Origin of the sequence: Paenibacillus piscarius, from assembly GCF_022234545.1 — a bacterium.
Lineage (GTDB): Bacteria > Bacillota > Bacilli > Paenibacillales > Paenibacillaceae > Paenibacillus_AQ > Paenibacillus_AQ piscarius.
This window is the reverse complement of sequence record NZ_JAIEUI010000036.1, coordinates 15369-42234: the sequence shown is the minus strand read 5'-3', so window position 1 is coordinate 42234 and position 26866 is coordinate 15369. Positions and strand designations below refer to the sequence as shown.

Genomic DNA, 26866 nt, shown 5'->3' with positions numbered 1-26866 from the left:
CCTCCTATATCTAGTCTACATTTTTGTGGGGGAGGACTCCAACTTCTTTAGGGGGCTGTGGAGCATTCGCCCCGCTCACCCTCGTAACTGCACATTGTATGTTGTTTTCGGCATACATTCGGCCGCTCACCCTCGCAGTTGTACATTGTATGCTGTTTTCGGCATACATTCTCCACGCTCACCCCCGCAGCCGCACATTGTATGTTGTTTTCCACATACATTCGACCCACGCGCCGCCACACCGCTCAATGTGTTTTGTTTTTGCGCCTACATCCGCGCACCAAAACAGCCCCCGCAACTAACACGGGGGCTGTACGATACTGCGGCGCAACAGCAGAATTACTTCTTCTCTGCCGGCTGTTTGACGAAGGCGGCGGCTTTGGCCAGCACCTCGTCTTCGGACGGGCCGCTGATATAGCGGCCGTTGATGTAGACAAACGGGCGTTTGCCGCACGGGCCGCAGTAGGAGATGCAGCCTGTCTTAATCTCGGCGTCCGGCGCCATCTTCAGCAGCTTGGGTACGATGCTTTTCATTTTGATATGATTGCACTCGTCACAGATTCTAATATCGTTAGCCATGAAGCAACCCTTCTTTATGTCCGTAAAATACGGGCGAATCCATTAATGATCGCCATGATTTCCTTTAGACGGATTAGTAATCACGAAGCCTTCTTCGGGGAAATAGAGATAATCGATCTTCACGCCATCCAGCAGCGGCTGGTCCTTGTCCAGGATCACATCGATTTCCTTGTCGGTGGAGATTACTACATCGTTCTCCTTAGGCGTGTCCAGATCCAGGCCGTAGTGGGCATGGTCGCCATGCGCATGTGTAATCGCTACACGCAGTTTAAGCTCGCTGTTGCCTTCCAGCTCCATCGTTTTCTTTATCACTTTAGCCGCGTTGCGGGTAATTTTGACGTTCATCCTGTTCCATCTCCCAAGCATCTATAGTTTAAATACTCAATAATTCATTTTAAGGAATCGCGGCGGATAAAGCAACCATTAGCTATAGATCCAACCTAAATCCGCGGTGTTCTGCTATAAGAAAAGTTCGCTAAAACGTCATCTTCCCTGCTTCACCGCCGCATATTTGCGGTCCATCCGCGCGGTGAACCAGCCCATCAGCAGCATCGTTACGCCGATGTCGTCAATCGGAACGAATGGCATGACATCCGGCAGCACCCAGTACAGCAACGCCGGAACGGTGAACAGCAGCTTATCGCCCAAGGCAACATTAGGAGAAACAAGATAGCGCCAGGAGCTGCGGAAGATATGCGACCATTGTTTGAGCGACAACAGTTTTCTGAATTTCACGGGTAGCCCTCCCTGCTGTGTAAATAAAATCACCCCAGAACATCTAAAAAGGGCACGGCCGCTCAACACCTGTCGAAGGATAGCGGCCGCACCCTTTGCTGTAGTTTACGCAAATGTGCAGGAAACGTTTCAGTTTTAAGCTAAAATTTGATCAATCTCGTCACCATAATACATGCTTAATCGACATCCTACTCGGTCACCTTCACATCGTCGATCCGTGCAGTGCTGGAGTGCATACGCAGGCCGATTTTGCCTCCGGCCGGCTGCGCCTCCGGATCGGTCCATTGGAGCAGCTGCACGCCGCCCGAGTATGCTGTAATCGTATTGCCGCTGACGCTCACCTTCAGCTCTGTCCACTGGCCGGGCGTAACCGGAGTATTCGTGCTGCTGACCATGGTAAGCGTACCGGCTGTTTTTTTGAACAATTCTGCCTTGTCGCCTGAATCATTCAGCCGGAACATATAGTAATTGGACGCGTCCGCATAGCGGAAGAGCAGACCCACATTGCCGAAGGCATTGAGCAGCTTAACCCGGGCAGAATACGTGTAATTCCTCCAGGCCGCATCCCCTGTAAAAGCAAGGGCCTCACCGCTCCCCGAATTCTGCGATAACGAGCGGGTTCCATCTTCCGTCACGCTCCAGGCTCCCCCGGAGGTCGTCCATCCGCTGAAATCATTATCCTCGAAATTGTCCTGAAACAGCACAGCAGGCGGTGTAATTGTACCCTGGAACTCATAAGCCCCGATATCCGGCGCATCGTTATATAGCGGATTCCCGAAATAATCCAGACCGCCATTGTCCAAGACTGATGCACCTGCATGGATCAGCGGAGAGGACGGGAGCAGCTTATAGCCGTCTGCGGAATCGCGCCCGGTGGCTGTGCCGGGGCTAACAAGCCCGGGGTTGCCGGTGATTTTGTAGGGATCGCTTGGGACACCCGCATTCGCGCCGTAGAAGCTGTTATGGCTGTACGTCATTCTGGGACTGTTCGTGTACTGTCCGCTGGCCGCATTATAGAAAATATTGTTCGTGTAGTAGGCCATTCCCGTATTGCTCGCATGGGTCAGCGCCCGGTTCTGTGTGCCGGAACGGTAGATGATATTGTTGTAGATTTGCAGATTGCCGCCGCCGCTCAGCAGATGGAACGCGCCGTTGCCGTCCAGATCATTCTGACTGATGTTATAGCGGAAAATATTATTGTTCGTGTTGTTCATAACCAGCAGGGTGCCGCCTTCATTGTTGTAGCTGTAATTGTACTGGTAGATGCTGTCATGCACCTCAACGTCGAAGTCCCATGGCTGGCCGTCCCCCTCCAGCATGCGGGTATCCGAGGCCTCATTGTATTGGAAAATAGCACCTTTAGTATAATAAGCCCACTGTGCCGCAACAACAGCGATGTTGTCCAGATAATTTACTACAGCAGGGTCAATATCGCAGGCTTCGCCGATGGACTTGGTCTTGTTGTATTCGATCAGCGGAGACACGGCGGCTCGGACCAGAATACCGTCCCGGTGGATCTTCTCCACGGTATTGCCCCGGATGACCACACCCCGGAAGGCGTCGAACTTATGGGTCCAGGCATTGTTGAGAAAAGCGTCCGTCATCGTCTGAATTCCCGTATCCGCCACGTTGATCACCGTATTGTTCTCGATCAGGATGCCATCCCAGGTGCTCTCCGGCGCGGAGCCTGTTCCGCGCGCATGGAAGTTGATGCCGCCTGTCCGGCGGTCTGTGCCGAAGATATCGTGGATATCGAGACCACGGATCACAATATGCCGGAAATCTCCGGCCCCCGAGCCTTCACCGACGACCAGCACTCCGCTCCGGCGCATGTCGGTGGCATGCTGCCCGCTTGTGATCTCCAGGTTGTTAATCTCCCAGTAGGAGACATTGCGCAGCCGCACGCCGAAGCCTTCCCCGCCGACGGCAGTGTTGCCGAAGTGGATCAGCGGCTTGGCGCCGCTGCCGTAACGGTCCACCGTTATCGGACTGCCCTCTGTCCCGGAGCCGTGCAGGTCCAGATACTGGTCATTCCATACGCCGCCCGCCTTCAGCAGAATCTGGTCCCCCGGGTTGAAGGTGATGCTGTTCACCTTGCCCAGCGTTTTCCATGCGGCCGCTTCACTGGTGCCTGAGTGGCTGTCGCTGCCCTGGGCGGCATCGACGTAATAGGTGGTTCCTGCCGCCTCCGTCACTGGAGCTGCCAGGCCTGATCCCAGACCCAGCACCAGCATAAATATCATCACCAGCAGAGGAAGCCTTCGCCGCTTGTGGGTAATAGGAGTAGCATAACTGTTAGCGTCTGTCATGTTGTTCACTCTCCCGCAGAATATTATAAAGCAGCCAACGCTTCGCCAAGCCAAGCTCCCTGCTCAATCAGCCTGTGCTGGAGCAGCGGGATATCCACGCTCCGGCTCCCGCCGTCCGCTGCGGCCGCCATCGCTGCCGCCATCCCTGCTGCCTGCCCCATGGCGAAGCAGTTGGGCATCACCCGCAGCGAGCCTTGCACTACACGGTCCGAAGAGGCCGCACGTCCCGCCACCCACACATTGTCCAAGCCAACCGGCAGCAGGCAGCGGTATGGAACCCCGTGGGATTTTCCGGGCGGAAGATGATGAATATGCATCGCTCCGCTGCTGCGGGCCATATGAATATCAATGAAGTAGCTGTTGCGGGCAATATCGTCCGGGAAGGAGGCTATATTCATGAAATCGTCTTGCGTCAGCACATAATCGCCTACGATCCGCCGCGTCTCGCGGATGCCGATCTGCTCGCCGGTAGAGACGAGATGGGCCTGCTCGAAGCCGGGAACATAGGCGCGGAAGAATTCCAGCTGGCGCCGGACCAGCTTACGCCCCTCTATCGCCCCCCGGGTCAGATCCTCGGCACGGGAGCCGTCGATGCCGAACACGTGGCCGAAGTTCACCCCGACCAGATAATCGGCCACCCAGGACAGGCCCGAGACGGAGTCGCGGCCCTGCGGCAGCTTCCCGTCAGCCTGCGCCTGCTGCACCGCCTGATGGATCTGATCGGTGTCACCGCTTTCAATCCGGTATTGCTCGAACCGCTGCCGGTCCACGTTCGCCAGCAGGTAGCACATGGTCGCGGCTTGCAGGTCGCCGCCCTCCCCGCCCTTATGGAATGGCGCTCCTGCCAGGGCAGCCAGATCCGCATCGCCGGTCGTATCAATGACTGTGGCGGCCCGGATCAGGCTCCGGCCCGACTTGTTAACGATTACCACGCCGTTAATCCTTCTGCTGGTCTCATCCATCATGGTCTGGCTGGCGATGGTATGGAGCAGCACCTCCGCCCCGCTCTCGGCAACCGCCTCATCGTATACGCGCTTCAGCACCTCCGGGTCGATGGGCACCCAGTCCAGCTCCGCCCCGAAGCGTTCGCGGAACTCCGGCTCACATCCGGCCTTCATCCGGTCCAGCAGCTCCAGGCCGATGCCGCGTATCACGGCCTTCTCCCCGTCGCTGTAAGGGCAAAAGGCCGGCACCAGAGCAACGGTCCCCATGCCGCCCAGGAAGCCGCGCTGCTCGATCAGCAGCGTCCGCGCCCCGCTTCGGGCCGCAGCGATCGCCGCCGCCACTCCGGCAGGCCCGCCGCCCGCAACCAGTACATCCACCTCGCGGGATACCGTGATCTCCTCCGCAGGCAGAGTAAATACAGTTCTCTTCATTATTGTTCCTCCTCCAAAATACCACTTCGATATCTGTTCCCCACTATTATAGTGAGGCGGAGGCTTCGATAGCGTGCAGACTGATTGCTTGTGCTGGTGCACAGTTTTGACCTATTATCGCTGTGCGTCGTTCGATTAAAGCATCGAAGCCAATATTCCGGGAAGCGGATAATCAGCGATAGTTGTATTCTGTACACTTAAAAACCGCGAAAGGGAAGGATTTCTCCTTCTAACTGTAGTCTGTACAACTATATTCGCCCAAATGTGAGAGAACCCGGGTGGAGGGGACAGTTTAATTGCACGTTTTACAGCTAAAGGGATATTTGATGGTACAGCAGAGGATTTAGTTGTACAGAATGCATTAAACCTTACCGCTTGCTATTTATCCGAAATATGGCAAAGCCTTAGCATGGCGATTGGTTAAAATTTATTCCTCCTCCACCGCCCCCGCCTTATACTCGCTCGGGTTCCGGCCGCTGTATTTCTTAAACACCTTGGAGAAATAGGCGCGGTCGGAGAAGCCGAGGGTATAGGCGACATTCTCGACGGTCTCGTGCGGACGGGCCAGCATGGCGATGGCCATATTCATCTTGTACTGGTTCACGTAGTCGGTGAAATTGACGCCCGCCAGCTTCTTGAAGTAGCGGGAGAAATAGCTGGCATTCAGATGCAGATGCTCGGCCATATCCGTTGAGGTGACCATCCGGTCCGCATGTTCTTCCAGGAACCGGTCCACCGCCTGAAGCCGGATATCCTTCACCTCATCAGCGGCCGGGGCCAGGGTATGCTGCCTCCACAGCCGCCGCAGTTCCCTCCTGGTCAGGCTGGCCGCCTCCTCAAGCGCTACCGTCTGCTCCAGTTGGGTGAAGAAGGCTTCCCCGGCCAGTCCTCCGGCCTCATAAGCCATCTGGCGCACGAAGCTGCCGTAGGCCTCCTTCACCAGCTGGGGCAGCAGCCGCTCTGCCGCGGCCTGCTGCGTGTACTGGTTGACCGCGAGATCGATCCAGGCGGCCTGCTGCTCCGCCAGCGCCAGGGAGAGCATTCCGCGCTCCTTTTCCCCGCGCCACTCTACACTCTCTGCGAAGTCCGCCTGTGCATCCAGCACAGCCACCGGCTGCGCGGGAGCATAGAAGTTGTTCTCCCGGCTGGCGGTGAGCCTCCGGTATAACCCGTCGAAGCTATCCACCTTAGCGCAGGACTCCGAATAGAATCCGCGCACGGTGATTTTCAGATACTGCCCTACCTTGTCCTGCACCGCCTGCATGAATTCTGCCAGCCGCTGCCCCCCATTGCCGGGGTCCGCCACATTCCAGAGCAGATCCAGGTCTGCGTCCCTGCTCATGACGGGTGTAATAGACCCATCCCCGGCCGCCAGCTCCAGCGCGATATTGTTCACCGCAAAATGAATCAGCGGGATATCCTGATACCGGTAACGCTCCGTCACGCAAGCAGCATCCATATGAAGGAAGCCGTAACGCAGATACGGATGCCTGAAAGAAATCCCCAGGCGTTCCCCGAACGCCAAAGTCCCCTCCTGACCAGCTGTACCCGACAAAAGCTGCTTCAGGAAGCTCTGCTTCAGCACTTCCTTGTTGCGCTCAACCGCCTGGCGGAAGGAATAGCGCTCCAGCAATTCCTCACGGCTCTTGAAGCGGCTCATCGCTTTGGTGAGACTGCTCTTGAGCTGATCAGGCGAAAGCTCATCCTTGATCAGGTAATCATCCGCCTCCAATTGAATTGCCCGCTTCGAGTAATGGAAATCCTCGTAGCAGGTCAGGAAGATCAGGCGCACCTCCGGCTTCGTGCTGCGGAAGGCCTCGGCCAGCTCCAGCCCGTCCATGCCTGGCAGGCCGATATCCACAATGACCAGATCAGGCAGCACGGCATGGAACTGCTCCAGCGCATCCTCGCTGCTGCTGGCCGAAGCTACGAGCTGAAGCTCAAGTTCCAGCGGCCCGAGCAAATATTCCACATATTCCAGCATCGGGACATCATCATCAATCAGCATCAGGGTCATCAAGGGCAGCCGCCTCCTTCTCTTGGTGTACGGGGATATATAGCGTAAACGTCATGCCTTCTTCCGGGCCTGCTTCCGCGATCAGCCGCGCACGGTATCCGTACAGGACCAGCAGGCGGCGGGCGGTGTTCACCAGCCCGACTCCTTTGTCCGGCCACAGTGCCGGGTCTTCATGGCCTTGCAGACGCCGGTTCAGCCGCTGGAGCTTGTCCTCCGGCATCCCCCGGCCGTTGTCGCTGATGCTGATCTTCAGCAGATCCTGCTCCATGACGGCTTCGAGCCGGATGGCCGGATGCTCCGGCCGGGCGGAGAAGCCGTGGCTGATCGCATTCTCGACAATCGGCTGCAGCAGCAGACGCGGCAGCATCACCTCTCCCTCCGCCTCGCCCACCGCGCATTCAAAGGCAATATCCAGCCGGTTGCGTATCTGCATCACCTGCACATAGCTGCCCAGCACCTTGCATTCCTCTTCCAGCTTCAGCGGCTTGTCCACATGAATGTATACACGCAGCAGCTTCATCAGCGCATCGATCATAGCCCCGTGCGGCTCGTCACCGCTAAGGAGCAGATCCACCTTGATGGAGTTCAGCGTATTCAGCAGAAAATGCGGCCGGATCTGCGCCGCCAGCGCCTGAAGCTCCAGCAGCCTTTTCTCCTCCTGCTCACTCTCGACCTGGTGCAGCAGCCCGTTCATATCGTCCAGCATCTGATTGAAGGCCCCCGACAGCACCGCGACTTCATCCTTGCCCTGCACCGGAATGCGCACCGCGCGGTTGCCGCCGACATATTGCTTGACGCTGGCCCGCAGCAGGCTGATCGGCTTATTAATATATCCGGCCCACAGCATCGACAGAAGCAGAAAAGCCAGGAAGAACAGCCCGATCAGCGAGATCGAGACCAGGAATTCCCGGTTGATGTGGCTGTCGATGGAGCTGCGGGGTGTTTTGCCGGTAAGCAGCCAGCCTACCTTGGGAATCCGGGTCTCACTGACCAGCAACGGGCCTTCATCCGCAGAAGTCGCTTCTCCCGTAACAGCAATCGTTCTTCCCTGCTGATCCGCAAGCGACAGCCGGCTCCCCGCATTGCCCGTATCCAGCAGGCTGCGGAAATAATGGCTCGGAATGCCCACATACAGCGCCGCCAGCTTGTCCTGATTCAGCGGATCGCTAATGAAGCGTACCGCATAATAATAATCCGGTGCAGCGGGAGTGCCGCCGTAGGGGAACCATTGCAGCGATACTTTTTCCCGCTCATCCAGCCTGCTGCTCTCCTGAAGAAGCGCCTCCGGCAGCACCGAGAACACCGGATACTCCTGGCTGCCGATCAGCACCCGGTTCTCGCGGTTGACCAGCATAATCTGCAGGTCTGCATCCAGCGACTGGACAGACAGGATATTCGCAGTAGTCCTGAGTTTGTTGTAATGAGTATACACGCGGTAGTTGCCGAAGCTCGCGGTATCTTTTAAGGAACGCAGACTTTCCAGCACCGCCGGATCATATGCCTCAGAGAAATAGACGGAGACGAACGAGATGCTGTCCACCGTTTTCTCAATTTGACTGCCGATCACCTTCAGTGTCTCCTCATTAGAACGGGCGATTTTCTCACTCACATTCTCGCGGACAGAGGTATACGACCAGAAGGTGACCACAACAAAAGGCAGCAGGATCAGGATCAGGAACGTGAACTGCAGTCTGCGATGGAACGAAAAACGGCTTAACCATTTCATCCGGATTCCACCTTGCACTGTAATGTAACTTCAACGTCCCTATTATAATCCATAATCGCTGCCGCCTTCTGCTCAATCGTTATTTCTGATTCGCCTGCACAACCTTCTCCACTTCCGCGGTCATCTCACCCTTAACTTCATCGAAGCTGCGGTTATCCAGAATGAAGCTGGCGAAGCCGTTCTCCACAATCGCTTTCAGCTCGCTGCCATACGGTACACTGAAGGTGTCCGGCATTTTGATGTTCGGATCGAACAGCGTCTTCGTCAGGGATGCGGTGTCGATGAGATCTGTATTTTCCCCGAAAAAGCCGTTAATCAGCTCCGCCCCGTCCACGCCCTTGAACGAAGGAATCTCCTTGGTGAACTTGTAGGATTCCTTGGACATCCAGCGGATGAAGTCATACGAGGCTTCCTTGTTCGCTGATTTCGCGCCCATCGCCAGGCCGCCGCCGGAAATATTCGTCATGCCCAGCTCCTTGCTGTCCACCGAACGGGGGAGCGGAGCGTACATGCTCTGGAACTCATGCGGGAACTTCTCCTGATTCAGCGCCGCTCTGACGGCATAGCTCGGGACGGCCAGCATACTGGCATTTCCGGCAAAAAACTGCTGCAGCACATGATAGTTCGAGGCCAGCACATCGGCATACGGCTCTACACTCTTATCCTCTTTTTCCATCGCACGGCGGAGGTTGAAGAAGTACTCGAAGGACGGGTCGTCAAAAATCGGCTTCAGATCAGCGCTAAGCTGCGGATGCGGCTTCTCGGTGTAAGCGATAATGTTCGGATATTCGCCCCAGGTGTGGAAGTAGGTTCCGTAATGCTCCGGTGTAGTCAGCTTCTTGGCATAGTCGCGGAAATCATCCCAGGTCCAGCCCATCTCCGGCAGAGACAGGCCCGCCGCCTCCAGGTGATCCTTGTTGAAGACCGTCAGCCACTGCGTGGAGCTGGGCAGAATGCCGTAGACCTTATCCTCCAGCTTCAGCAGCTTGGAATATTCATCCTCTGGAGTGATCTTCTCCTGTTCAAAAAAAGAATTAAGCGGTTCCACAACTCCCCGCGAAGCGCGCTCCAGCAGCTCATCCTCATTACCGGTCATGAACACATCGACCACTTCGCCACCGGCTACGAGAATATCCAGCTTCTTCATAAAATCGGTGCTGTCGCTGTTCTGCACCAGGGATTCATACTCAACTTCGACCTTGTCTTGAGCTTCGTTATACGCCTGAACGGCCTGGTAGATCGGCTCCTCGGGCTTATCCGCCTTGAAGGTGTAGAATTTAATCTTGGCTTTGCCTGCTGTCCCCGGATCAGGTGAGGCAGACCCCGGCGCATCGGTGGCCGCTGAGCTGCCCGCCCCGTTACCGCCGTTTCCGCCGCACGCGCTGACCGAGAGCAGCAGCAGCACACTGGTGAGCATGATAGATAGTTTTTTCACAGCAATTCCCCCTAGATTTATGTTGTGCAAGCTCATTATACAATTGAAGGTCCGCGCACACCGTGTACAGAATTGCGGTATGCGCGTAGACTTTTTTGACCTTTAGCCTTTGACTCCGCCGATGGCAATTCCGTTGATGACCTGCTTCTGGAGGATCAGGAACAGCACCAGCAGCGGGAGAACCGCAGCCACCGAGGCCATCATCATCACGGAGATCTGGGTACCGAACTCCTCCTTGAAGAATTGCATCCCCAGCGGAATGGTGTACAGCTTGGTCGAATTCAGCATAATCAGCGGTCCCTGGTAATCGTTCCAGGTCCAGATGAACTTGATAATCCCGACCGTTGCCAGAATTGGCCGGCTCAGCGGCAGCACGACACTCCAGAAGATACGGAAGAACCCGGCGCCGTCCAGCTCGGCCGCTTCCAGCATATCATTATGAATGCCGATCATGAACTGGCGCAGCAGGAAGGTGAAATAACTGGAGAACATCCCCATCAGGATGAGCGCGGCATGGGAGTCATAGAGTCCCAGCTCTTTAATCATAATATAGCGCGGCACCAGCGTCGCCTGCTCGGGGATCATCATGAAGGCCAGCATCAGGGTGAAGATCAGGGCCCGGCCCTTGAAATCCAGCTTGGCGAGGGCGTACCCGGCCATCGCGGAGATGACGATCGTGGCCAGGGTGGAGATCAGGGCGATTTTGAGCGAGTTCATATAGAATAACCCGAAGGCCACATCGCCCATCCATACCGCCTTGAAGTTGGCGACCAGGTTCCAGTCGGTGGGAATCCACTGAATCGGGAAGGTCCAGACCTCCTTCTCTGTCTTCGAGGCGGCCGACAGCATCCACACCAGCGGCATCAGGAAGAATACCGACAGCAGGGCGAACAGCACCGTGAAGATCAGATTGCCGGGCTTAAGCTTTTTCATTGTCATTGCCTTTCGTTCCTTTCGCCTTGGACTAGTAGTGGACTTTGCGGTTCTGCGTCATCCAGGTAATCGAGGTAACCAGCATAATGATCAGGAACAGCACCCAGGACATCGCCGAGGCGTAGCCCATTTTAAAGCGCTCGAACCCTTCCTCATAGATCTGGTACACAATAACGGTACTGGAGTAGTTCGGCCCGCCGTTCGTCAGGAACTTGATCATATCGAAGATTTTGAAGGAAGAGATCGTGCTCGTTATCGCCAGGAAAAAGGTAGTCGGCCCCAGCAGCGGCAGCGTAATCCGCCGGAATTGTCCGATCCCGCTGGCCCCGTCAATCGTCGCCGCTTCATACAGCTCCTCGGGAATGTTCGTCATCCCCGCCAGGAAGATAATCATCTGGTAGCCCAGCAGCTGCCAGACGTAGATGATCATAATGGCAATCAGCGAAAAGCTGGTATCGACCAGCCAGCGCGGCGGTTCAGATACCCCAAGCTGCATCAGGATCTGATTCACCGGCCCCTTGGACGGATGGTAGAGCGCCTGCCAGACCGCCGCGATTGCTACCGTGGAACAGATATAAGGTACAAAGAAGGCTACTTTGAAAAAGGTCTTAGCGTACAGCTTCTTATGAATCAGCGCCGAGAGCACTACGCCCAGCAGCATCGTGACCGGTACTGTGCCTACGGTGAACAGCACATTATTCTTCAGAGCCAGCAGGAAACGGTTGTCCCTGAACAGCTCGATGAAGTTATCCAGGCCAACGAAGTTAATCGCCGACAAGCCGCCGACCAGATTCCACTCCGTCAGGCTGAGGAACAGGCTGAACAACAGCGGGAACACCGCGATGACCAGCATCCCGATGACCTCCGGTGCAATGAACAGCCATCCGGCGAGCTGCTCCCGCCGCTTGCGCGTCCAATACGTGCGGGCGGCGGGCTTGTCCGCCGTCCGTGTAACCGCAGTCCCGCTCATCGCACGCTCACCTCTGCTGCACCGCAGGAGGTCATCAGCGGGCTTTTACAACTAATTAATGCATATGTTTCGTACTCCATCTCGCCCTCACTTTCCCGGCAGACGCTTGGGTTGGCTGTTGACTCTTTGCTGTAGCCGGTTCCCGCCTGCCGCTGATCTATATGCTCATTCTAGCAAGGGACCCGGCGAAGTACGGTATAGCTTTCATACGGGTTGATGTGTATTATTTTGACCTTTGGGGGATGGCGGGGGTGACAATGGAATGCTGATGATGACTGGCTGGTGGAATGATGGTGACTAACTATGAGAGCTGATGATCACTGGCTGGCCGGTGATTGAATGATACGGATGACTATAGGGGTAGACTGCCGGGAGTTGGACTAACGTTGGAGGTGTGAAAACTAACTTTGGAGTTGGACAACCTACGCTCAGCAGACTTGGAGGGATTTATACATTAGATTTACTCATTGGGGCGACTTTTGAGAAATTCAAAGGGATTAATACACTTCATTTGCTTATCTAGCCCACCTTTACCGATATCAGGTGCACTTTTACACTTTATTGGCTCACCTAGCCGACTTTTGCCGAAATCAGGTGCACTTATACACCTCATTGGCTCACCTAGCCGACTTTTGCCGAAATCAGGTGCACTTTTGCACTTCATCCCGCGCAAAAAAGGATACAGCCGCAAAGCATGATTAGTCAGGATTGCGGCCGCACCCTTTGCATTATCTTACGCAAATTTCAGAGTTTGTTTCATACTTATTTCAAATTGGACAGGATCGCAGCGAGAATCAGGCCGGTCTCCAGCGCCATATCAGTGAAATCAGCCATCGGCAGCGGGTTCTTGCCTATTCCCAGCTCTACCGTGAAGCCCGGCTTGCGGAAGCGCTGGATGAACCAGTCCTTGTAGCCGGCGTCGCTGCCGGTCAGCTCCACCGCCCGGTAGCCGCTGGCTGCCGCAAGCCTCTCGGCCCACTGCCTGCTCTCCGGCGGCTCATAGCCCCGGTAGTTCCAGTAGATCTCCGCACCCTGGCTGTGCAGTGAGACGGCCGCATCGCCCGGAACACGCTCAGCCAGCGCTGCCAGCGCCGCTGCCTCCGGCTCGCTGAGCGGCGCAGGGCCGCTGTAATCGCGCGGAGCCGGTCCGGGGACCTGCCGCCGGTCGCGTTCCTCCTCCCAGTGAGCGGGGAACTGGTCTCCCAGATCCACCCCGCGGATATTGGCCTTCCAGTGCCGGAAGCTGCGGCGGCCGCTGTTCCAAGCCATCAGCTCCCGGTAATAGGGATGTCCGGGCAGCGCTCCCTCCTGCACCAGCTGAACGCCGTCAGGATTCGCCATCGGCACCGCCCATAGCGTCCAGTCCCGGTTCCAGTCCGCTGGCTGGCGGCCGTGCCAGTCAGCACCTGAAGTCAAAGCAACCGCATATTCTTCAATGAACCGCATCAGACACGGTGCGGTCAGCCATTCGTTGGCATGAAGCGCCGCATTTACGTGAAGATGGCGCGGACCGCTGCCGATCCTAAGCAGTGTGATCGGCTGGCCCAGCACACTGTGTCCGATCACTTCCGTATGGACACAGGAATAATGCGCCGCAAGCCGTGCGGCATCCGCTTCCGCCTCCGCCGGCCCGTATTCGCCGCGAAGACAGACCCCGCTGCGGCGGCTCCCGGCCGGAATGACCAGGATTTTGCCCGGCTGGCAGTGCCGTCCGGAGCTGACGCCGGGATTCAGCTGCTCCAGCTCATCGATGCCCACACCAAATAAGGACGCGATGCTGTACACGTCCTCCCCCGCCTGCACCGCATAACGCTTGCGCGGTGCAGACGGCAGAAACAGCACCTGCCCCGGATATAAATAAGGCTGGCTGCCAGCCCACGGGTTTCCCTGTATGACATGCTCTGGTGTCAATCCGTGCCTTGCGGCGATACGGCTTACGGTATCTCCCTTACAGGCAATATATTGCTGCATATGCCTCATCCTCCCGGCCTGTTGAGCCGATTGTCCCCTGCTTCTCCCGCGAACGGGATGCGGAACACAGCCCTTAGCCTAATATATGAACGGCGGCAGCGGGTCATGTGAGAAAGTAACAAGTGCTCCAGTTCACACCAGCATACCCAGAAAAACCGGGAATTTCTCCCCGGTCTCTTACTCCGGACAACCCCTCTAGGGGTTTGTCCCTATTCAGTTCAACGCTCCATAGCCCAAGGCTACATGGTGGACACTTGCCAGACGACAGGCGTCCGGCTGATCTGCTCCCCAAGCCAGTCCCGGGCGATCCGCTGGAACATCTCCGCGTCCCCGCTGCAGAAGAATTGGTGAATCGGGCTCTCATCCCCGCTGGCCAGCTGGCCTTTATCATAGAGTATGGTGCTGATCTCCCGCGCGGTCTCATCCGCCGAGCTGATCAGCTTAACGCCCGGTCCCATCACCTTGCTGATCGGCTCGACCAGGAACGGATAATGGGTGCAGCCCAGGATTAGCGTATCAATCGGCTCATATTTGATGCCGTTCAGGGAATCTGCTACGGCCAGGTGGCTCTCCTCGGAGCGGAACATTCCGTGCTCCACATAAGGGACAAGAGCCGGACAGGCCTGGCTGACCACCTCTACAAAAGGCGACAGCTGCTTCAGCGCCGCCGTATAGGCTCCGCTTGCAATGGTACCGATGGTGCCGATGACGCCGACCCGGCCGCTTTTGGACGCGCTGATGGCAGCGCGGGCACCGGGGTGAATGACGCCGATCACAGGGATAGCGACCTTGGCCGAGATATAATCAAGGGCGGCGGCGGTGGCGGTATTGCAGGCAATGACAATCATTTTAGGATTGAATTGAATTAAGTAGTCCACGATTTGTTCGGTGAACAATTTCACTTCCTCAGTTGAACGGGGTCCGTACGGGGCTCTTGCTGTATCGCCGAAATAGATGATCTTCTCCCGGGGGAGCTGCCGCATCACTTCCTTGACCACGGTCAAGCCTCCCACTCCTGAGTCTAATATAGCTATGGCTTGCTGCACGAACACACCGCATCCTTTAACTTGTTTTGTGTAGCTTATGTAAGGCCGGAATAAAGTGTACCACTCTTTTCAGCCCCAATTGCAGATAATACTCCATTTACAGGGTTTGTTCAAGTGAAGGATGAATCATACAATAAAAGCCGCCCCCCGCCCAACCGGCGGAGAACGGCTTCATATGTTATCAAGCGAAGCTTAGGACAGCTTCTCTGCGTTCTTACCATCTTCGAGCGCCTCAGTTACGGCAGCATCTGTACCGGTCACCGCGCCGATCTCCGCTTCGGCCACGGCGGCTTGCTCCGCAGCTTCATAAGCAGCGATCTCGTCTTTTACAGCTTCCACTGCATCTGTGGCCTCTACAGCCTGCTCAGCGATGCCGCTTACTGTGGCTACATCTGCTTCTTCGACCGCACATTTAGCGGACTTGCTCCATTCCTTCACTTCATGGGCCACTGAGACTACGGCTTCCTTCGCCTTGCCGTATATTTCCGTCGTCTTCTCGCTGGCCTGCCCGGCGATAACCTGGACCTTATCCACCGCTTCAGCCGTTCCTTCGGCGATGTCCTTACGCAGTTCCTTGCCCGGCTTGGGAGCAAGCAGCAGGGCGGTCACACTTCCCACCACGCTGCCGGCCAGCACACCCCAGAATAAGCTTTTGGTATCTTTTCTCATCATGCATCTCTCCTTCGGTTTGTTAGTGCCTCTGCCCGGCCACCGGGCGTTCGCCTAGTTCTGCTATATCATAAGCATAGAGAGGATGTCCTGTGACTGTTCAGCCCCTGATTTCGGAAGATTTCTCACTGGAGCCCGGAGTAATCGCGTACCGGCAGCACTGGCCGCCTTCAGCCATACACTCACTGCGGATCACCTTCGCATCCAGCAGCTCCTCGAACAGGTGCTGCTCGCACTCACAGGCCTTGCGGTACTCTGCCGCCACCTGGCGGATGGGACAATTATATTCACGCAGGACATAGGAGCCGTCTTCCTCCTTGCTCCATTCCGCCATATAGCCTCCGGCATTCTGGATCGAAGACAGCTCGGCGACCCGCTGCTCCAGATCACGGCCTTGCATCACCTTGCCGTACTGGGCCAGCATCCGCTTCCTGCGGCCTTCGAACAGCTGATTGACGGCTTCGCCGCCGCTTCCGTGGTCCAGCTCCCGCAGCAGCTCCAGCGCCAGATTGTGATAGCTTTTGGGAAAATGATCCTCCGCCCTCTCCGTCAGCGAATAGACATGAATGGGACGTCCCATCGCCTGACGCACCACCCGGGTCTTGGCCAGTGACTCCTGCTCCAGCTGCAGCACATGGCGGCGGACCCCCATCTCGGTAATCCCCAGTTCTTCTGCAAGCGCGCTGATCGTCAGCGGCCCCCGCATCTTCAGCAGTGTCATGATCATCCGCCGGGTAGAACCGCTCTCCTGACCTTTCTTCGCCATAGAGAATCTCCTTCCTGTCAGATTGTTATGGCCCTGCCCTAGCCTATAGCCCCGCTGCCCAGCTCCTGATCCAAATATCTGTGCACCTCGGCGGCGAACCGCTCCAGGATCTCCGGCAGGCCCGCTGTCATGGGATGCAGCGCCTGCCGGTTCCACACATAATAGTCCTGAACCAGCGGCTTGCGCAGAGCAACCAGGGCGGTCAGAGCTTCGTAGATCCCGCTGTCGCCCAGCACCTTCTCATCATGAATAATGGAGATAATATCCTCGTAGCTTCCGGCATCACGCATGATGAATCCGTCGATCAGACAGCTGCCGACATCCGTGACCACCTCAACAGCGAGATGAAGGCAGCGTTCCTGCATAAGCCCCATCATCGTACTTCCGTCCCAGGAAGATGCCGCACGGCGCAGACCTTCATTCAGATCAGGGATCTGTTCAAGAATCACTTCAATTTGCTTCCGGTTGACATAATACACAGCTGACCCTCCAACCTTGCAATATTTTGACTAAGCGGCCTGAGCCGTTTCCTTACTTCCCGCGCCTGCCCCGGCGCTTCAGCCAGACCAGCATCACAATACACGCTGCCATAAAAACAATCAGATACGTCAACGCTTCCATCGGGTACTCCAGCTCGCGCATTCTCCTTCACCGCTTTCTGTCCATAATGGGTTAGCGACTTGCACCACTGCCCTGCACTCAGATCTCGTAATCGACCGCTACAGACAGCTCCTTGACCTCGTTGATATGTGCAATGACTTCCTTGTGGGCCGGATGCACCTGATACGCCTGCAGATCCTCCAGAGAAGCCACCTCAGTAACCAGCGCAATATCGAAGGAACGCTCGGAGTGAATCAGATCGGTACCGACTTCAATGGACAAGAGCTGCGGAATGCGGCCTTCCATATTACGCAGCACGGCAACCGTCTCTGCTACCTTGTCCGGAGACCGGTCCTTTAATTTGAAGAATACAATATGCTTAATCATCGAAATCCCGCTCCCAGCTCTTAGAATATTGTAAATTAGATTACTAAAAATATATCATAAACCTCAGCATTACTGAAACAATCCCGGAACTTGACCAAAACAGAGCACTCGCCTCTGGACGAATGCCTTAATGAAATGTTAAAGTCATAACAGCTAAACTAGAACAATGACCACTTCATGAAATCAGTAAACCGGAGGAATTATGCCTAAGAATCAGCAAGAAACACATAAAATTCAGGCCTGGTCTCTGATCAACCGCAAATATCTTGGACAAGGTGTACGGGTCAAACGATTTCGCCGCCCCACACGCAGCCAAATCCGTAACCGCGTGCTGCTGGCCGTCCTGATGGCCAAGGATATGAAGCTCTCCCGGCTTGCCGAAGAGCTGTCCGTTTCCTCACGCAGCGTAAGCGCTTGGGTATATGAAGGCCGCATTCCGTCCAGAACCAATCTGGACAAGGTCTGCCGCCATTTAGGCTATCCTCCCCATGTCCTGTTCAACGAAGCGCTTGTGCGGCAGAGTCCGATTGTATGCCAGCCCACCCCTTCCCGCTTCATGAAAAGAACGCTTGCCCATTCACCGCAGCGCAATGCCATACTGACCGGCCTCTGCATGGTGTATGACTTCTCGGTAACCGATGTAAGCATTTGGATCGGGGTGCATCCCGGCACCTTCCGCAAGTGGCTGCATCATTGCCATCTGCCTACACCGGCCCTGCAGGAGAAGGCAGAGAATTTCTTCCGGATTCCAAGGCATATTCTGTTCGCGGATTGCGAGCATCATTAAGTGTGGCTGTGCACACCATCGCTGAAGCAAGGTCCTTCTCCCTGGAGAAGGGCCTTTTGACGTTGGCTGGGGGACACGATAACTTTTATTTCTCGCTGAAACGGAACCGTCCTTTAAAAGGAGGGCAAAGCCGTTTCCACTTGTTTGCGTGCGAGAATAGTTCTTAGTATGTATTCGTGCGTGCCGCCCTGCGGGCTATGTAAAGTCTCAGTATACGTGCCTGTCTCCAGAATCTCCGTTCCCGCGAATTCCGCCAAAAGCCCGGCCTCGCTGAAGAAATGGGCGTATTTGTCCTGCTTATACTCATAGGTTCCAGGCTCCAGCTCTGTTCCGCAGCCATAGTTAGGGTCCTCATCGGAGAAGCTGGTGAAATAGAGCAGTCCGCCCTGCCGGACCTGAGCAAGACTTGCATCAATCAGTCTGCGCCGGTCCTCCGCCAGGAACAGATGCAGCACATCATAGCAATAGACTGCATCCACCGGAGCTGTAAGCTGCGGCTCCAGCGCCGATCCCGCAATAAAGGCAGTTGCCGGGTCCCATTCTCTTGCCAGCTCCAGCGCCGGTTCACTTAATTCTATGCCGTAGACTGTAAATTCAGTGGCAAAAGATTTGGTATTCCGTCCATACCCCGCCCCCGGAACCAGAACAGTAGATACACCAGCCTCACGAAATTTCTCCTTCGCCCATTCCGCTGACGGGCTCGGCTCGCTTCCCCAGATCATCCCTTCCCCGGCAAACCTGTGATTCCAATAGTCTGGCATGCTGTTCCTTCTTTCTGTGTCCGAAATTGTGTTCTTATTGATCAGCCCCGCTTATTGCGCATCGCATTCAGCAGCTTCACGCCTGCTTCGTCACTGGAGGTGTAGTAATCATACTCCGGAGATTCCCTGGCATACAGGGCAATCTTGCCTTCTGCATTATAATGAAGCCCCCAGCCGAATTTCTTGGGCAGCATGGAGGCGCGCAGGCACGGATGTTTTTTGGAGAACAGCTCAGTATACAGCTCCTCCCGGCGCGTTTCACGCTCCTCTTCGGGAATCGCTTTGTGGCGTACATGGACTTCGTACAGCAGCTCCTCATGGGTATACCGGTAAGGTGATTCAGCCAGCAGATGGTATTGAATGACATGGGCGGGCGGAAGTGTCCGGCCGGATACCGGAACTATGCCTGTCTCTGACGGACAATCTTCGGACACCCGTATGAATGTATCTGCATAACTCATGAAATACGCCTCCTCCAGCGGACAGATGCTTTTATAACTATCATAATCCACTCCTGCGGATCAGGCAAAAGCTAAAATATAGCCAGGCGGCTGATCCCTGTATCACAGAGAATCAGCCGCCTGGCTAATTGTGTAGCTATGAATTGATAGTCAGGCCTACCAGCTCGACTTGGTAACGCCGGGAATGTGGCCCTTATGCGCCAGCTCGCGGAAGACGATCCGGGATACCCTGAATTGGCCCAGATATCCGCGCGGTCTGCCGGTTAAGCTGCATCTGTTGTGCTGGCGTGTAGCCGAGGAATCGCGCGGCAGCTTCTGCAAGGCCATCCAATCACCCGCTGCCTTCAGCTCTCTGCGTTTCGCGGCGTATTTGACTACCAGCTCCTGCCGCTTCAATTCCTTGATAACCTTCGATTTCTTAGCCATGGTCTGAATCAGACCTCCCTTCCTATTCGTTCAGCGCCTGGGTCAGCGCGGCCAGATTCTGGCGCATGATCCCCAAGTAATCCAGATTGTTCTTAAGGTCCTCATCCGTCAGCCCTTCAATCGGATTCAGTACCGCAGTCTTCGCGCCTATTTCCTGGGCAATAGCGTCAGCCACCTTGGAGGATACCAGCGTCTCAAAAAAGATCGTGGTCACCTTATTCGCCTTGGCAAATTCAACAACCTCAGCCATCTGGGCTGCGGAAGGCTCCTGCTCGGGTGATAATCCGGCGATCGGCAGCTGTGTTAAGCCGTATTGCCGGGCCAGATAACCAAAGGCGGCATGCTGAGTAATGAAATCCTTGCGCTTTGTGTTCTTCAGCCCGTCTCTGAACTCCTGGTCGAGCTGCTCCAGCTTGGCAATATAAGCTTCACTGTTCGCCTGGAAGGCTGCGGCATTCTCCGGGGATGCCTTGGAGAGCGCCGCTTCAATGGTGCGGACCTCTCCGATGGCCATGACCGGGTCCAGCCAGACATGCGGATCCAGACCGCCGTGGTCATGGCTGTGTTCGTGGTCATGATCATGTTCGGCTTCTCCGGCAGCGGATTCACCATCGGTATGCTCATGATCGTGGTCATGTTCATGATCGTGGTCATGACCTTCTTCATGTTCATGCTCTTCTTCGGCGCCTTCCACGATCTCCAGCCCTTTGCTGGCTTCAATGGCCACCAGGCTGCTTCCGGCAGCAGCGTCAATGACCTGCTGTGCCCAGCCCTCCATGCCTGCGCCGTTATAGATCAGCACATCGGCATCCGAGATGGCGGCCATATCCTTCGCAGTCGGCTCCCAGTCATGCGGCTCGACACCGGCCGGTACCAGAACCTCCACATCAGCAAGATCTCCGGTAATATTCTTGGTGAATTCATACATCGGGTAGAAGCTGACTTTAATATTCAAACGGTTCCCCGGCGCTTCAGAAGCAGCAGCGGAAGGAGCAATAGTAGGCGAGGCCTCGGGGCTGCCGGCAGATTCCGCATTGCCCGCCGTGTTATTGCTTCCGCAGCCAGCGAGAATCAGGATGGACGTCAAGGATACAGCGGCCAGATGGCGGATTCTGAATCCGGGTCTGGAGCGGGGTATTGATTTCAACATAGACATGGGATGTGTTGACCTCTTTTCTTATATAGTTTGGGAATGGTGAAGCTTACGGCGGCTTCTTCGTCTGACCATCTTCTGCAATGCCATAACGGTCAGCAGAAACACCAGCAGAATCAGCGCAATAGTGCCCCCGGGAGGCGTATTAATATAGTAGGAAGCTGTCAGCCCGGCATACACACCGGTGAGACCCGTGCCGACCGAGATAAGTATTGCTGCCGTGAAGCCTGAAGCGATTCGCAGGGCAATGGAGGCCGGCAGGACGATCAGGGCGGACACCAGCAGCACACCGACCACCGGCATGGCTGCGGCCACGGTCATGCCGGTCAGCACGGCGAACGAGAAGGACAGCAGGCCGGTGCGGACACCGCCGATGCTTGCCGTCTCTTCGTCGAAGGTCAGGCTGTACAGCGGACGGCGCAGAATGATGAAGTAGAGCAGACCGGCGGCGGCCACCACTGCAATCAGCTTCAGCTGAGTATCGCTGACAGCAACGATAGAGCCGAACAGATAGGAGCTGAAGCTCTTCGCCAGATTCTGCTTCAGGCTCATCAGCACAACAGCCAGCGCCAGGCCCGAGGTCATAATGATCGCTACGGGCAGCTCGCTGTATGTACGGTAAGAGCGGCGCAGCTGCTCAATGACAAGGCCGCCGGCTATAGCCACGGCAAAGCCGCTGAGCGCCGGATTCCAGTGCAGCACGGAGCCCAGTGCAACTCCGGCAAGCGATACATGCGATAGCGTATCCGCCATCAGCACCTGCCTGCGCAGCATCAGGTACACGCCAAGCAACGGTCCGATGAGGCCGATCAGGCCTCCTGCCCAAAATGCACGCTGCATGAATTCGTAACCAAGCATGTCCAGCCCTCCTGCTCTTTGCGTTCCAGGCTGATCACCGTGTCCAGATAGGAACTTGTCTCTCCAAGGTTATGGGTAACCATAATGACCGTCCGGCCATGGCTGGTAACATCATGGCGCATCAGCTGATAGAAGCCGCTGCGGCTGGCAGCATCCATCCCCGTCACCGGCTCATCCAGCACCAGCACCTGCGGCTGCTGTGCCAGCGCCCGGGCAATGCAGATCCGCTGCTTCTGCCCGCCGGACAGCTCTCCGATCCGGGAGTTGCGGTACTCCCACATCTCCACCTGCCGCAGACTGCGCTCAACCAGCGCCTCCTGCTGCTTCGAGAACCGGCCGAACAGCCCAAGCCTTGCATAACAGCCGGAGCGGACCAGCTCAATCACCTTGCTGGGAAACCCGGCATTGAAGGAGGCCACCTGCTGCGGCACATAACCGATCACCGGCCGCCCCGCTCCGTTCAATTCCCGGTTCAGGGTGACCGTTCCGCTCCATGGCTTCAGCAGGCCCAGCATCAGCTTGAGCAGCGTAGTCTTCGCTGCCCCGTTCGGGCCGGTAATGCCGATGAATTGCCCGGCTTCAATATCCAGCGACAAGCCCTTGATCACCGGCTCGTTCCCGTAGCCAAACACCACATCCCGCATCGATGACAGAATCATATGGCCTCGTCCTCCCTTCCTGACACTGCAACAGGGTGCTTTGAGCTAAAGTGTCTGTTGGCTTGATAATGACTTGTTAATGGCTCGTTAATGACTTGTTAGTGAATTGCTAATAAATAGCTATTAACTCGCCGTTTATTCGTAATTTTTACGTTTTAACTTTAACGATTTTATCGTAACAATTACGATTTGTAAACCTATAAATCTAAATTAATCGTAATCACACCGATTTATACACGCTTTATCCTCCTGTTTGTACAGCACCAAATTACGTAATCACCTGGCCCATGTGTCGCCGTACCACCGTTGCTTATTGAATTAGGTTTTCCGATTACATTACGCCCAAGCCCCCCAGCGCCGGCGCATTGTAATCGCTTTTCCGATTACATTACGCCCGAGCACCCCGCACCAGGCATTGTAATCGCTTTTCCGATTACATGTGGCCCACTCGCCGCCACAAGCGCGGAGAAGCCGGAATCAGCTCTATGATTCCGGCTCCAGGCTCCCGATTACCGCAACAAATGCACTACTTCCCGCCCTACAGCCGCTTACTCCTGCGCGGCCGCAAGCAGCTCCTCTGCCGGCCAGGGCAGCGGATTGTTGAAGCTGCTCCAGTCCTGCTGCATCTCTGCGGCAGTCAGCAGGCAGCGGTCCAGCCGGGCCTCAATGTCTTCCCGGTTCATGTTGACCCCGATGAACACAATCTCGTTCAGCCGGTCGCCCCACTGCCCGTCCCATTTCGCCAGCACATCCGGCTCGGTGGCCAGCACCTCCTGCTGCTGGTCCTCCGGCAGGGTCGCCAGCCAGTAGCCGGCGGGGCCGAACTGGATTGACGGCCCGGCCTGGCTGATTGTGGCCGCCAGATCGCCGCGTGCGGCCAGCCAAACCAGGCCTTTGGCGCGCACAACCTCTTCAGGCCAGTTGCTGAAGAAGAAGCTCAGCCGCTGCGGGTGGAAGGGGGTTCTGCGCCGGTAGACGAAGGAGGTGATGCCATACTCCTCCGTCTCCGGCGTATGCTCTTCCTTGCTGAGCTCGGCGATCCAGCCGGAGGACTGGCTGGTCTGCTCGAAGTCGAAGCGGCCCGTGTTCAGAATCTCGGCAGGATCAACCTGCGCGTTCACGGTACGGATGATCTTCGCACGCGGCTGCAGCCGTCGCAGCACCGCCTCCAGCTTGTTCAGCTCCGCTTCCTCCACCAGATCGCATTTGTTCAGGAGCAGCACATCGCAGGTCTCGATCTGGTCAATCAGCAGATCGACAATATCCCGGTAATCGTCTTCACCCGCCGTCATGTTACGGTCCAGGAGGCTGTCACCTGAAGCAAAATCATGCCAGAAGCGGTTGGCGTCCACGACGGTAACCATCGTATCCAGTCTGGCAAGCTCTGTCAGATCAATATCCAGCTCAGGATTGGCATACGTGAAGGTCTGGGCGACCGGAACCGGCTCACTGATGCCTGAGGATTCAATCAGAATGTAATCGAAGCGCCCTTCCGAGGCGAGAAGCTGGACTTCGCGCAGCAGGTCATCCCGGAGCGTGCAGCAGATGCAGCCGTTCGACATCTCCACCAGCTTCTCCTCGGTCCGGGAGAGGGTGCTGCCGGATTTCACCAGATTCGCATCCACATTGACCTCGCTCATATCATTGACGATCACGGCGACCTTCAGGCCGTCACGGTTATGCAGAATATGATTGAGCAGTGTTGTTTTGCCTGAACCCAGGTATCCGCTCAGTACAGTAACAGGAATTTTGTTCATAGGTACACTCCTTAGACAGATTTGGTTTCCGCCGGGCCAGCCCGGACAGCCGGCCGCTTAACGGGTCTCGCGGTGCAGTGTGACGCGCTTCAGGCGCGGGCAATATTTTCTCATCTCCAGCCGCTCCGGTGTGGTTCGCTTGTTCTTCGTCGTGGTGTAGTTCCGGTCGCCTGTCTCCGTACAAGCCAAGGTCACAATAACTCTCATTCAAAGCCAGCTCCTTTCGATTAATCGTAATATTTACGATTTACACATCTTACATGCTTCCGCCTGCCCCTGTCAACAGCAATTCTCAAATTCTCAGCCCGCTTAGGCAGGGGTTCTGTCCGGCGCCGGACTAACGTATAGATGGAATTACAAGCGGAATCAGCTTGCCCGCCCCTGCAGGGACGGAACTTTAGGAACGGGAGTGTGAGCCATGAGAATACCTGTGATCATACTGAGCGGATTCCTGGGGAGCGGCAAAACAACTCTGCTGCTGAGTGTGCTGAAAGAGTGCAAGCGGAGAGGGCTGAGCCCGGGGGTCGTGATGAATGAGCTGGGGAAAAAGGATGTTGACGGCTATATTCTCCAGGAGAATACCGGCACCCGTGTGGAGAAGCTGCTGGATGGCTGTATCTGCTGCAGCCGCAAGGAAGAGCTCCCGCGCAGCCTTACTGCGCTGATGGCACGCCAGCCGGATCTGATCTGCATCGAGCTGACAGGGGTTGCGGACCCTGACGAGATTGCCGCAACGCTGCAGTCACCGCCACTGGCGGACCGCCTGGTGCTGCACCACACCATCACGGTGCTGGATGCGGAGAATGTAATGGAATACAGCAGCCGCTTCTCGTCCGACAAGCAGCTGGTCCGCACACTGCGCAAGCAGATCACCGCTGCCGACCTCATTATCGTCAACAAGAGCGATCTGGTCGAGCAGGAGACCCTGTGGAGAATTGAGCGAATGACTGGCCGCTATAACGCTGAAGCGGAGATTGTATTCACCCATTACAGCCAGATCAACCTTGCGCCTCTGCTGACGGGTATCCCTGCCCGCCGAATGCGGCAGCCCGCCCGCCAGAGCGTTCCTGCCAGCAGCGGCGGCACAGTACTTAAGCGGGTTAGTCCAAGCAGCACTAACAACAGTGCTACCGCAGTGCATGAGCCCGAGTCCGGGACCGGCGGCTCCTACTCCCAAGTAACAGCAGTGACATTAACCGTTCCCTTGGCTGTCAGCAGCAGTCTCCGGCGGGAGCAGCTGGAGCAGTTCTTCCGGCAATGGGGCTACAGCCTGCTTCGGGCCAAGGGGCATGTACGGCTGACCGGGCAGGATTCCGTACAGCTGGTGCAATTCGCAGGGAACCGTATCTCCTGGGAAGCTTCAAGCTATCCGGGGCAGCCGTATGTGGTGTGCATTGGACTGAATCTGGACGAGAAAGCGATCAGCCGCAGCTGGGCCGGAATGTTCAGCTAATTACAGGCACGGGGAAGGAGGCCATGAAGTCTTGAATGCTATAACTCCACTCAAAATAATACCGCTGCTCCTCCCCGCAGCTTTTTTGCTCACCATCGGCATACTGTGGCTCCCCGGACACCCGGAGCTGGTGGACAACGGCTATACCGATACCTTCAAAGCCGCATTCCTCGGCATAATGCTGGAGGCTCTGCCGTTCGTTCTGCTGGGTGCGCTGCTCTCTTCCCTGCTCCGCGTATTCGTGCCGGACCGTGTGATTCAGCGCTGGATTCCGCGCCGCCCGGTTCCGGCGATTCTATTCAGCTGCCTGCTGGGTCTTCTCTTCCCCGTCTGTGAATGCGGGATGATTCCGCTCGTCCGCCGCCTGATGCACAAGGGAATGCCGCTGTACGTCGCTATCGTCTTCATCCTGTCCGGCCCCATCGTGAATCCGGTCGTCTACGGCGCCACGCTTATGGCCTTCCGTTCCCACCCGGAGCTGGTCTACGCCCGGATGGGACTGGCCCTGGCCGTGGCGGCCGTCATTGGCCTGATACTCTATGCCACCGTCCGCAAGCCGCCGCTTCGCCTCACGATCCGCAGCGGAACCGGAGAGCTCCACCGCACGGATACCCGCGGCGGCAAGCTCGCGGCTGTTTTCGTGCATACCTCGGATGAGTTTTTTGAAATGGGCAAATATCTGATCATCGGCTGTCTGTTGACCGCCGGCCTTCAGACCTTCCTGCACCAAGGCAGTCTGGCCGCCATCGGGGAGCGACCGTTAGGTTCCTATCTGTTCATGATGGGGCTGTCCTTCGCCCTGTCACTCTGCTCCACCTCGGATGCGTTCGTTGCCTCGACGTTCCTGCATTCCTTCCCGGCAGGTTCACTGCTGGCCTTCATGGTGCTCGGCCCGATGCTGGACTTCAAGAACGCACTCATGCTGCTGTCGCTGTTCAAAACCAGGTTCGCGCTATACCTGTTCTTCCTGATCTTCGCGGCGGTCTTCACCGGCTCCGTAGCGTTCTCCCTCTGGCTGTAGCTGTACAGAAC

27 protein-coding genes are annotated in these 26866 nt (G+C 56.4%); 3 read left to right on the top strand and 24 right to left on the bottom strand.

The features are described from left to right. Nucleotides 1-339: 339 nt before the first annotated feature. The 16 genes from K1558_RS31725 to K1558_RS31650 form a co-directional block, all read right to left on the bottom strand. Nucleotides 340-579 (bottom strand): DUF1450 domain-containing protein, encoded by a 240-nt coding sequence (locus K1558_RS31725; RefSeq protein ID WP_238655960.1) that lies wholly within the window; start codon nucleotides 577-579, stop codon nucleotides 340-342. A gap of 42 nt (nucleotides 580-621) precedes the next feature. Beyond that, entirely contained in the window at nucleotides 622-924 is a 303-nt protein-coding gene (locus tag K1558_RS31720) for a HesB/IscA family protein (protein WP_238655959.1), read from the bottom strand. Nucleotides 925-1062: 138 nt separating this feature from the next. Beyond that, the gene (locus K1558_RS31715) at nucleotides 1063-1314 is read right to left on the bottom strand and encodes a hypothetical protein (protein ID WP_238655958.1); all 252 of its coding nucleotides are present in this window, start codon (nucleotides 1312-1314) and stop codon (nucleotides 1063-1065) included. A gap of 188 nt (nucleotides 1315-1502) precedes the next feature. Continuing rightward, nucleotides 1503-3623, bottom strand: a complete 2121-nt coding sequence (locus K1558_RS31710; RefSeq protein WP_238655957.1) for a 3-keto-alpha-glucoside-1,2-lyase-like domain-containing protein — start codon at nucleotides 3621-3623, stop codon at nucleotides 1503-1505. Nucleotides 3624-3646: 23 nt separating this feature from the next. Next, the gene (locus K1558_RS31705) at nucleotides 3647-4999 is read right to left on the bottom strand and encodes an FAD-dependent oxidoreductase (protein WP_238655956.1); all 1353 of its coding nucleotides are present in this window, start codon (nucleotides 4997-4999) and stop codon (nucleotides 3647-3649) included. A gap of 427 nt (nucleotides 5000-5426) precedes the next feature. Then, entirely contained in the window at nucleotides 5427-7016 is a 1590-nt protein-coding gene (locus K1558_RS31700) for a helix-turn-helix domain-containing protein (protein WP_238655963.1), read from the bottom strand. Next, nucleotides 6997-8742 (bottom strand): sensor histidine kinase, encoded by a 1746-nt coding sequence (locus tag K1558_RS31695; RefSeq protein WP_238655955.1) that lies wholly within the window; start codon nucleotides 8740-8742, stop codon nucleotides 6997-6999. The genes K1558_RS31700 and K1558_RS31695 overlap by 20 nt, the downstream gene beginning before the upstream one ends. Before the next feature lie 79 nt (nucleotides 8743-8821). Next, a complete protein-coding gene (locus tag K1558_RS31690) occupies nucleotides 8822-10177 on the bottom strand; it encodes an ABC transporter substrate-binding protein (protein WP_238655954.1) in 1356 nt (451 codons plus the stop codon). Between the two features lie 102 nt (nucleotides 10178-10279). Further along, nucleotides 10280-11116, bottom strand: coding sequence for a carbohydrate ABC transporter permease (locus K1558_RS31685; protein WP_238655953.1), 837 nt, complete (start codon nucleotides 11114-11116; stop codon nucleotides 10280-10282). A gap of 25 nt (nucleotides 11117-11141) precedes the next feature. Beyond that, complete coding sequence (locus tag K1558_RS31680) at nucleotides 11142-12080, bottom strand: carbohydrate ABC transporter permease (protein ID WP_238655952.1); 939 nt, start codon at nucleotides 12078-12080, stop codon at nucleotides 11142-11144. Between the two features lie 762 nt (nucleotides 12081-12842). Beyond that, nucleotides 12843-14051 carry a M14 family metallopeptidase gene (locus tag K1558_RS31675; RefSeq protein WP_238655951.1) on the bottom strand — a complete coding sequence of 403 codons (1209 nt, stop codon included), beginning with the start codon at nucleotides 14049-14051 and terminating at the stop codon, nucleotides 12843-12845. Nucleotides 14052-14290: 239 nt separating this feature from the next. Then, nucleotides 14291-15097 (bottom strand): glutamate racemase, encoded by an 807-nt coding sequence (racE, locus tag K1558_RS31670; RefSeq protein WP_338019751.1) that lies wholly within the window; start codon nucleotides 15095-15097, stop codon nucleotides 14291-14293. A 192-nt stretch (nucleotides 15098-15289) separates the two neighbouring features. Then, nucleotides 15290-15769, bottom strand: a complete 480-nt coding sequence (locus K1558_RS31665) for a YtxH domain-containing protein (protein ID WP_238655949.1) — start codon at nucleotides 15767-15769, stop codon at nucleotides 15290-15292. 97 nt (nucleotides 15770-15866) lie between these two features. Next, the gene (locus tag K1558_RS31660; RefSeq protein WP_238655948.1) at nucleotides 15867-16532 is read right to left on the bottom strand and encodes a helix-turn-helix transcriptional regulator; all 666 of its coding nucleotides are present in this window, start codon (nucleotides 16530-16532) and stop codon (nucleotides 15867-15869) included. 38 nt (nucleotides 16533-16570) lie between these two features. Then, nucleotides 16571-17011, bottom strand: coding sequence for a DUF86 domain-containing protein (locus K1558_RS31655; RefSeq protein WP_238655947.1), 441 nt, complete (start codon nucleotides 17009-17011; stop codon nucleotides 16571-16573). A gap of 220 nt (nucleotides 17012-17231) precedes the next feature. After that, entirely contained in the window at nucleotides 17232-17519 is a 288-nt protein-coding gene (locus K1558_RS31650; protein ID WP_238655946.1) for a Dabb family protein, read from the bottom strand. 202 nt (nucleotides 17520-17721) lie between these two features. On the opposite strand from K1558_RS31650, the gene K1558_RS31645 reads away from it, so the two are divergent. After that, nucleotides 17722-18306, top strand: coding sequence for a helix-turn-helix domain-containing protein (locus K1558_RS31645; RefSeq protein ID WP_238655945.1), 585 nt, complete (start codon nucleotides 17722-17724; stop codon nucleotides 18304-18306). Between the two features lie 113 nt (nucleotides 18307-18419). Here the strand turns inward: K1558_RS31645 and K1558_RS31640 are convergent, their stop codons facing one another. The 8 genes from K1558_RS31640 to rpmG form a co-directional block, all read right to left on the bottom strand. Further along, nucleotides 18420-19067: a class I SAM-dependent methyltransferase gene (locus tag K1558_RS31640; RefSeq protein ID WP_238655944.1), complete on the bottom strand. Its 648-nt coding sequence runs from the start codon at nucleotides 19065-19067 to the stop codon at nucleotides 18420-18422. Between the two features lie 41 nt (nucleotides 19068-19108). Continuing rightward, nucleotides 19109-19528, bottom strand: a complete 420-nt coding sequence (locus K1558_RS31635) for a DUF6157 family protein (protein WP_238655943.1) — start codon at nucleotides 19526-19528, stop codon at nucleotides 19109-19111. A gap of 156 nt (nucleotides 19529-19684) precedes the next feature. Then, nucleotides 19685-19954 (bottom strand): 30S ribosomal protein S14, encoded by a 270-nt coding sequence (gene rpsN / locus K1558_RS31630; protein WP_238655942.1) that lies wholly within the window; start codon nucleotides 19952-19954, stop codon nucleotides 19685-19687. 22 nt (nucleotides 19955-19976) lie between these two features. After that, entirely contained in the window at nucleotides 19977-21110 is a 1134-nt protein-coding gene (locus K1558_RS31625) for a metal ABC transporter substrate-binding protein (RefSeq protein ID WP_238655941.1), read from the bottom strand. Between the two features lie 21 nt (nucleotides 21111-21131). Then, nucleotides 21132-21971 (bottom strand): metal ABC transporter permease, encoded by an 840-nt coding sequence (locus tag K1558_RS31620; protein ID WP_238655962.1) that lies wholly within the window; start codon nucleotides 21969-21971, stop codon nucleotides 21132-21134. Then, a complete protein-coding gene (locus K1558_RS31615) occupies nucleotides 21917-22624 on the bottom strand; it encodes a metal ABC transporter ATP-binding protein (RefSeq protein WP_238655940.1) in 708 nt (235 codons plus the stop codon). The genes K1558_RS31620 and K1558_RS31615 overlap by 55 nt, the downstream gene beginning before the upstream one ends. Before the next feature lie 548 nt (nucleotides 22625-23172). Beyond that, a complete protein-coding gene (locus K1558_RS31610; RefSeq protein WP_238655939.1) occupies nucleotides 23173-24381 on the bottom strand; it encodes a GTP-binding protein in 1209 nt (402 codons plus the stop codon). 57 nt (nucleotides 24382-24438) lie between these two features. Next, nucleotides 24439-24588 (bottom strand): 50S ribosomal protein L33, encoded by a 150-nt coding sequence (gene rpmG, locus K1558_RS31605; protein WP_036725285.1) that lies wholly within the window; start codon nucleotides 24586-24588, stop codon nucleotides 24439-24441. A gap of 211 nt (nucleotides 24589-24799) precedes the next feature. On the opposite strand from rpmG, the gene K1558_RS31600 reads away from it, so the two are divergent. Then, entirely contained in the window at nucleotides 24800-25834 is a 1035-nt protein-coding gene (locus K1558_RS31600) for a CobW family GTP-binding protein (protein ID WP_238655938.1), read from the top strand. Nucleotides 25835-25865: 31 nt separating this feature from the next. Next, entirely contained in the window at nucleotides 25866-26855 is a 990-nt protein-coding gene (locus tag K1558_RS31595; protein ID WP_238655937.1) for a permease, read from the top strand. The last annotated feature ends 11 nt before the right edge of the window (nucleotides 26856-26866 follow it).

Excerpts from the sequence above, each read along its gene's own strand:
- K1558_RS31725 (WP_238655960.1), bottom strand. The coding sequence starts at position 579 with ATGGCTAACGATATTAGAATCTGTGACGAGTGCAATCATATCAAAATG.
- K1558_RS31720 (WP_238655959.1), bottom strand. The coding sequence starts at position 924 with ATGAACGTCAAAATTACCCGCAACGCGGCTAAAGTGATAAAGAAAACG.
- K1558_RS31710 (WP_238655957.1), bottom strand. The coding sequence starts at position 3,623 with ATGACAGACGCTAACAGTTATGCTACTCCTATTACCCACAAGCGGCGA.
- K1558_RS31705 (WP_238655956.1), bottom strand. The coding sequence starts at position 4,999 with ATGAAGAGAACTGTATTTACTCTGCCTGCGGAGGAGATCACGGTATCC.
- K1558_RS31700 (WP_238655963.1), bottom strand. The coding sequence starts at position 7,016 with ATGACCCTGATGCTGATTGATGATGATGTCCCGATGCTGGAATATGTG.
- K1558_RS31695 (WP_238655955.1), bottom strand. The coding sequence starts at position 8,742 with ATGAAATGGTTAAGCCGTTTTTCGTTCCATCGCAGACTGCAGTTCACG.
- K1558_RS31685 (WP_238655953.1), bottom strand. The coding sequence starts at position 11,116 with ATGACAATGAAAAAGCTTAAGCCCGGCAATCTGATCTTCACGGTGCTG.
- K1558_RS31680 (WP_238655952.1), bottom strand. The coding sequence starts at position 12,080 with ATGAGCGGGACTGCGGTTACACGGACGGCGGACAAGCCCGCCGCCCGC.
- K1558_RS31675 (WP_238655951.1), bottom strand. The coding sequence starts at position 14,051 with ATGCAGCAATATATTGCCTGTAAGGGAGATACCGTAAGCCGTATCGCC.
- K1558_RS31665 (WP_238655949.1), bottom strand. The coding sequence starts at position 15,769 with ATGATGAGAAAAGATACCAAAAGCTTATTCTGGGGTGTGCTGGCCGGC.
- K1558_RS31660 (WP_238655948.1), bottom strand. The coding sequence starts at position 16,532 with ATGGCGAAGAAAGGTCAGGAGAGCGGTTCTACCCGGCGGATGATCATG.
- K1558_RS31650 (WP_238655946.1), bottom strand. The coding sequence starts at position 17,519 with ATGATTAAGCATATTGTATTCTTCAAATTAAAGGACCGGTCTCCGGAC.
- K1558_RS31645 (WP_238655945.1), top strand. The coding sequence starts at position 17,722 with ATGCCTAAGAATCAGCAAGAAACACATAAAATTCAGGCCTGGTCTCTG.
- K1558_RS31640 (WP_238655944.1), bottom strand. The coding sequence starts at position 19,067 with ATGCCAGACTATTGGAATCACAGGTTTGCCGGGGAAGGGATGATCTGG.
- K1558_RS31635 (WP_238655943.1), bottom strand. The coding sequence starts at position 19,528 with ATGAGTTATGCAGATACATTCATACGGGTGTCCGAAGATTGTCCGTCA.
- rpsN (WP_238655942.1), bottom strand. The coding sequence starts at position 19,954 with ATGGCTAAGAAATCGAAGGTTATCAAGGAATTGAAGCGGCAGGAGCTG.
- K1558_RS31625 (WP_238655941.1), bottom strand. The coding sequence starts at position 21,110 with ATGTCTATGTTGAAATCAATACCCCGCTCCAGACCCGGATTCAGAATC.
- K1558_RS31615 (WP_238655940.1), bottom strand. The coding sequence starts at position 22,624 with ATGATTCTGTCATCGATGCGGGATGTGGTGTTTGGCTACGGGAACGAG.
- K1558_RS31610 (WP_238655939.1), bottom strand. The coding sequence starts at position 24,381 with ATGAACAAAATTCCTGTTACTGTACTGAGCGGATACCTGGGTTCAGGC.
- rpmG (WP_036725285.1), bottom strand. The coding sequence starts at position 24,588 with ATGAGAGTTATTGTGACCTTGGCTTGTACGGAGACAGGCGACCGGAAC.
- K1558_RS31600 (WP_238655938.1), top strand. The coding sequence starts at position 24,800 with ATGAGAATACCTGTGATCATACTGAGCGGATTCCTGGGGAGCGGCAAA.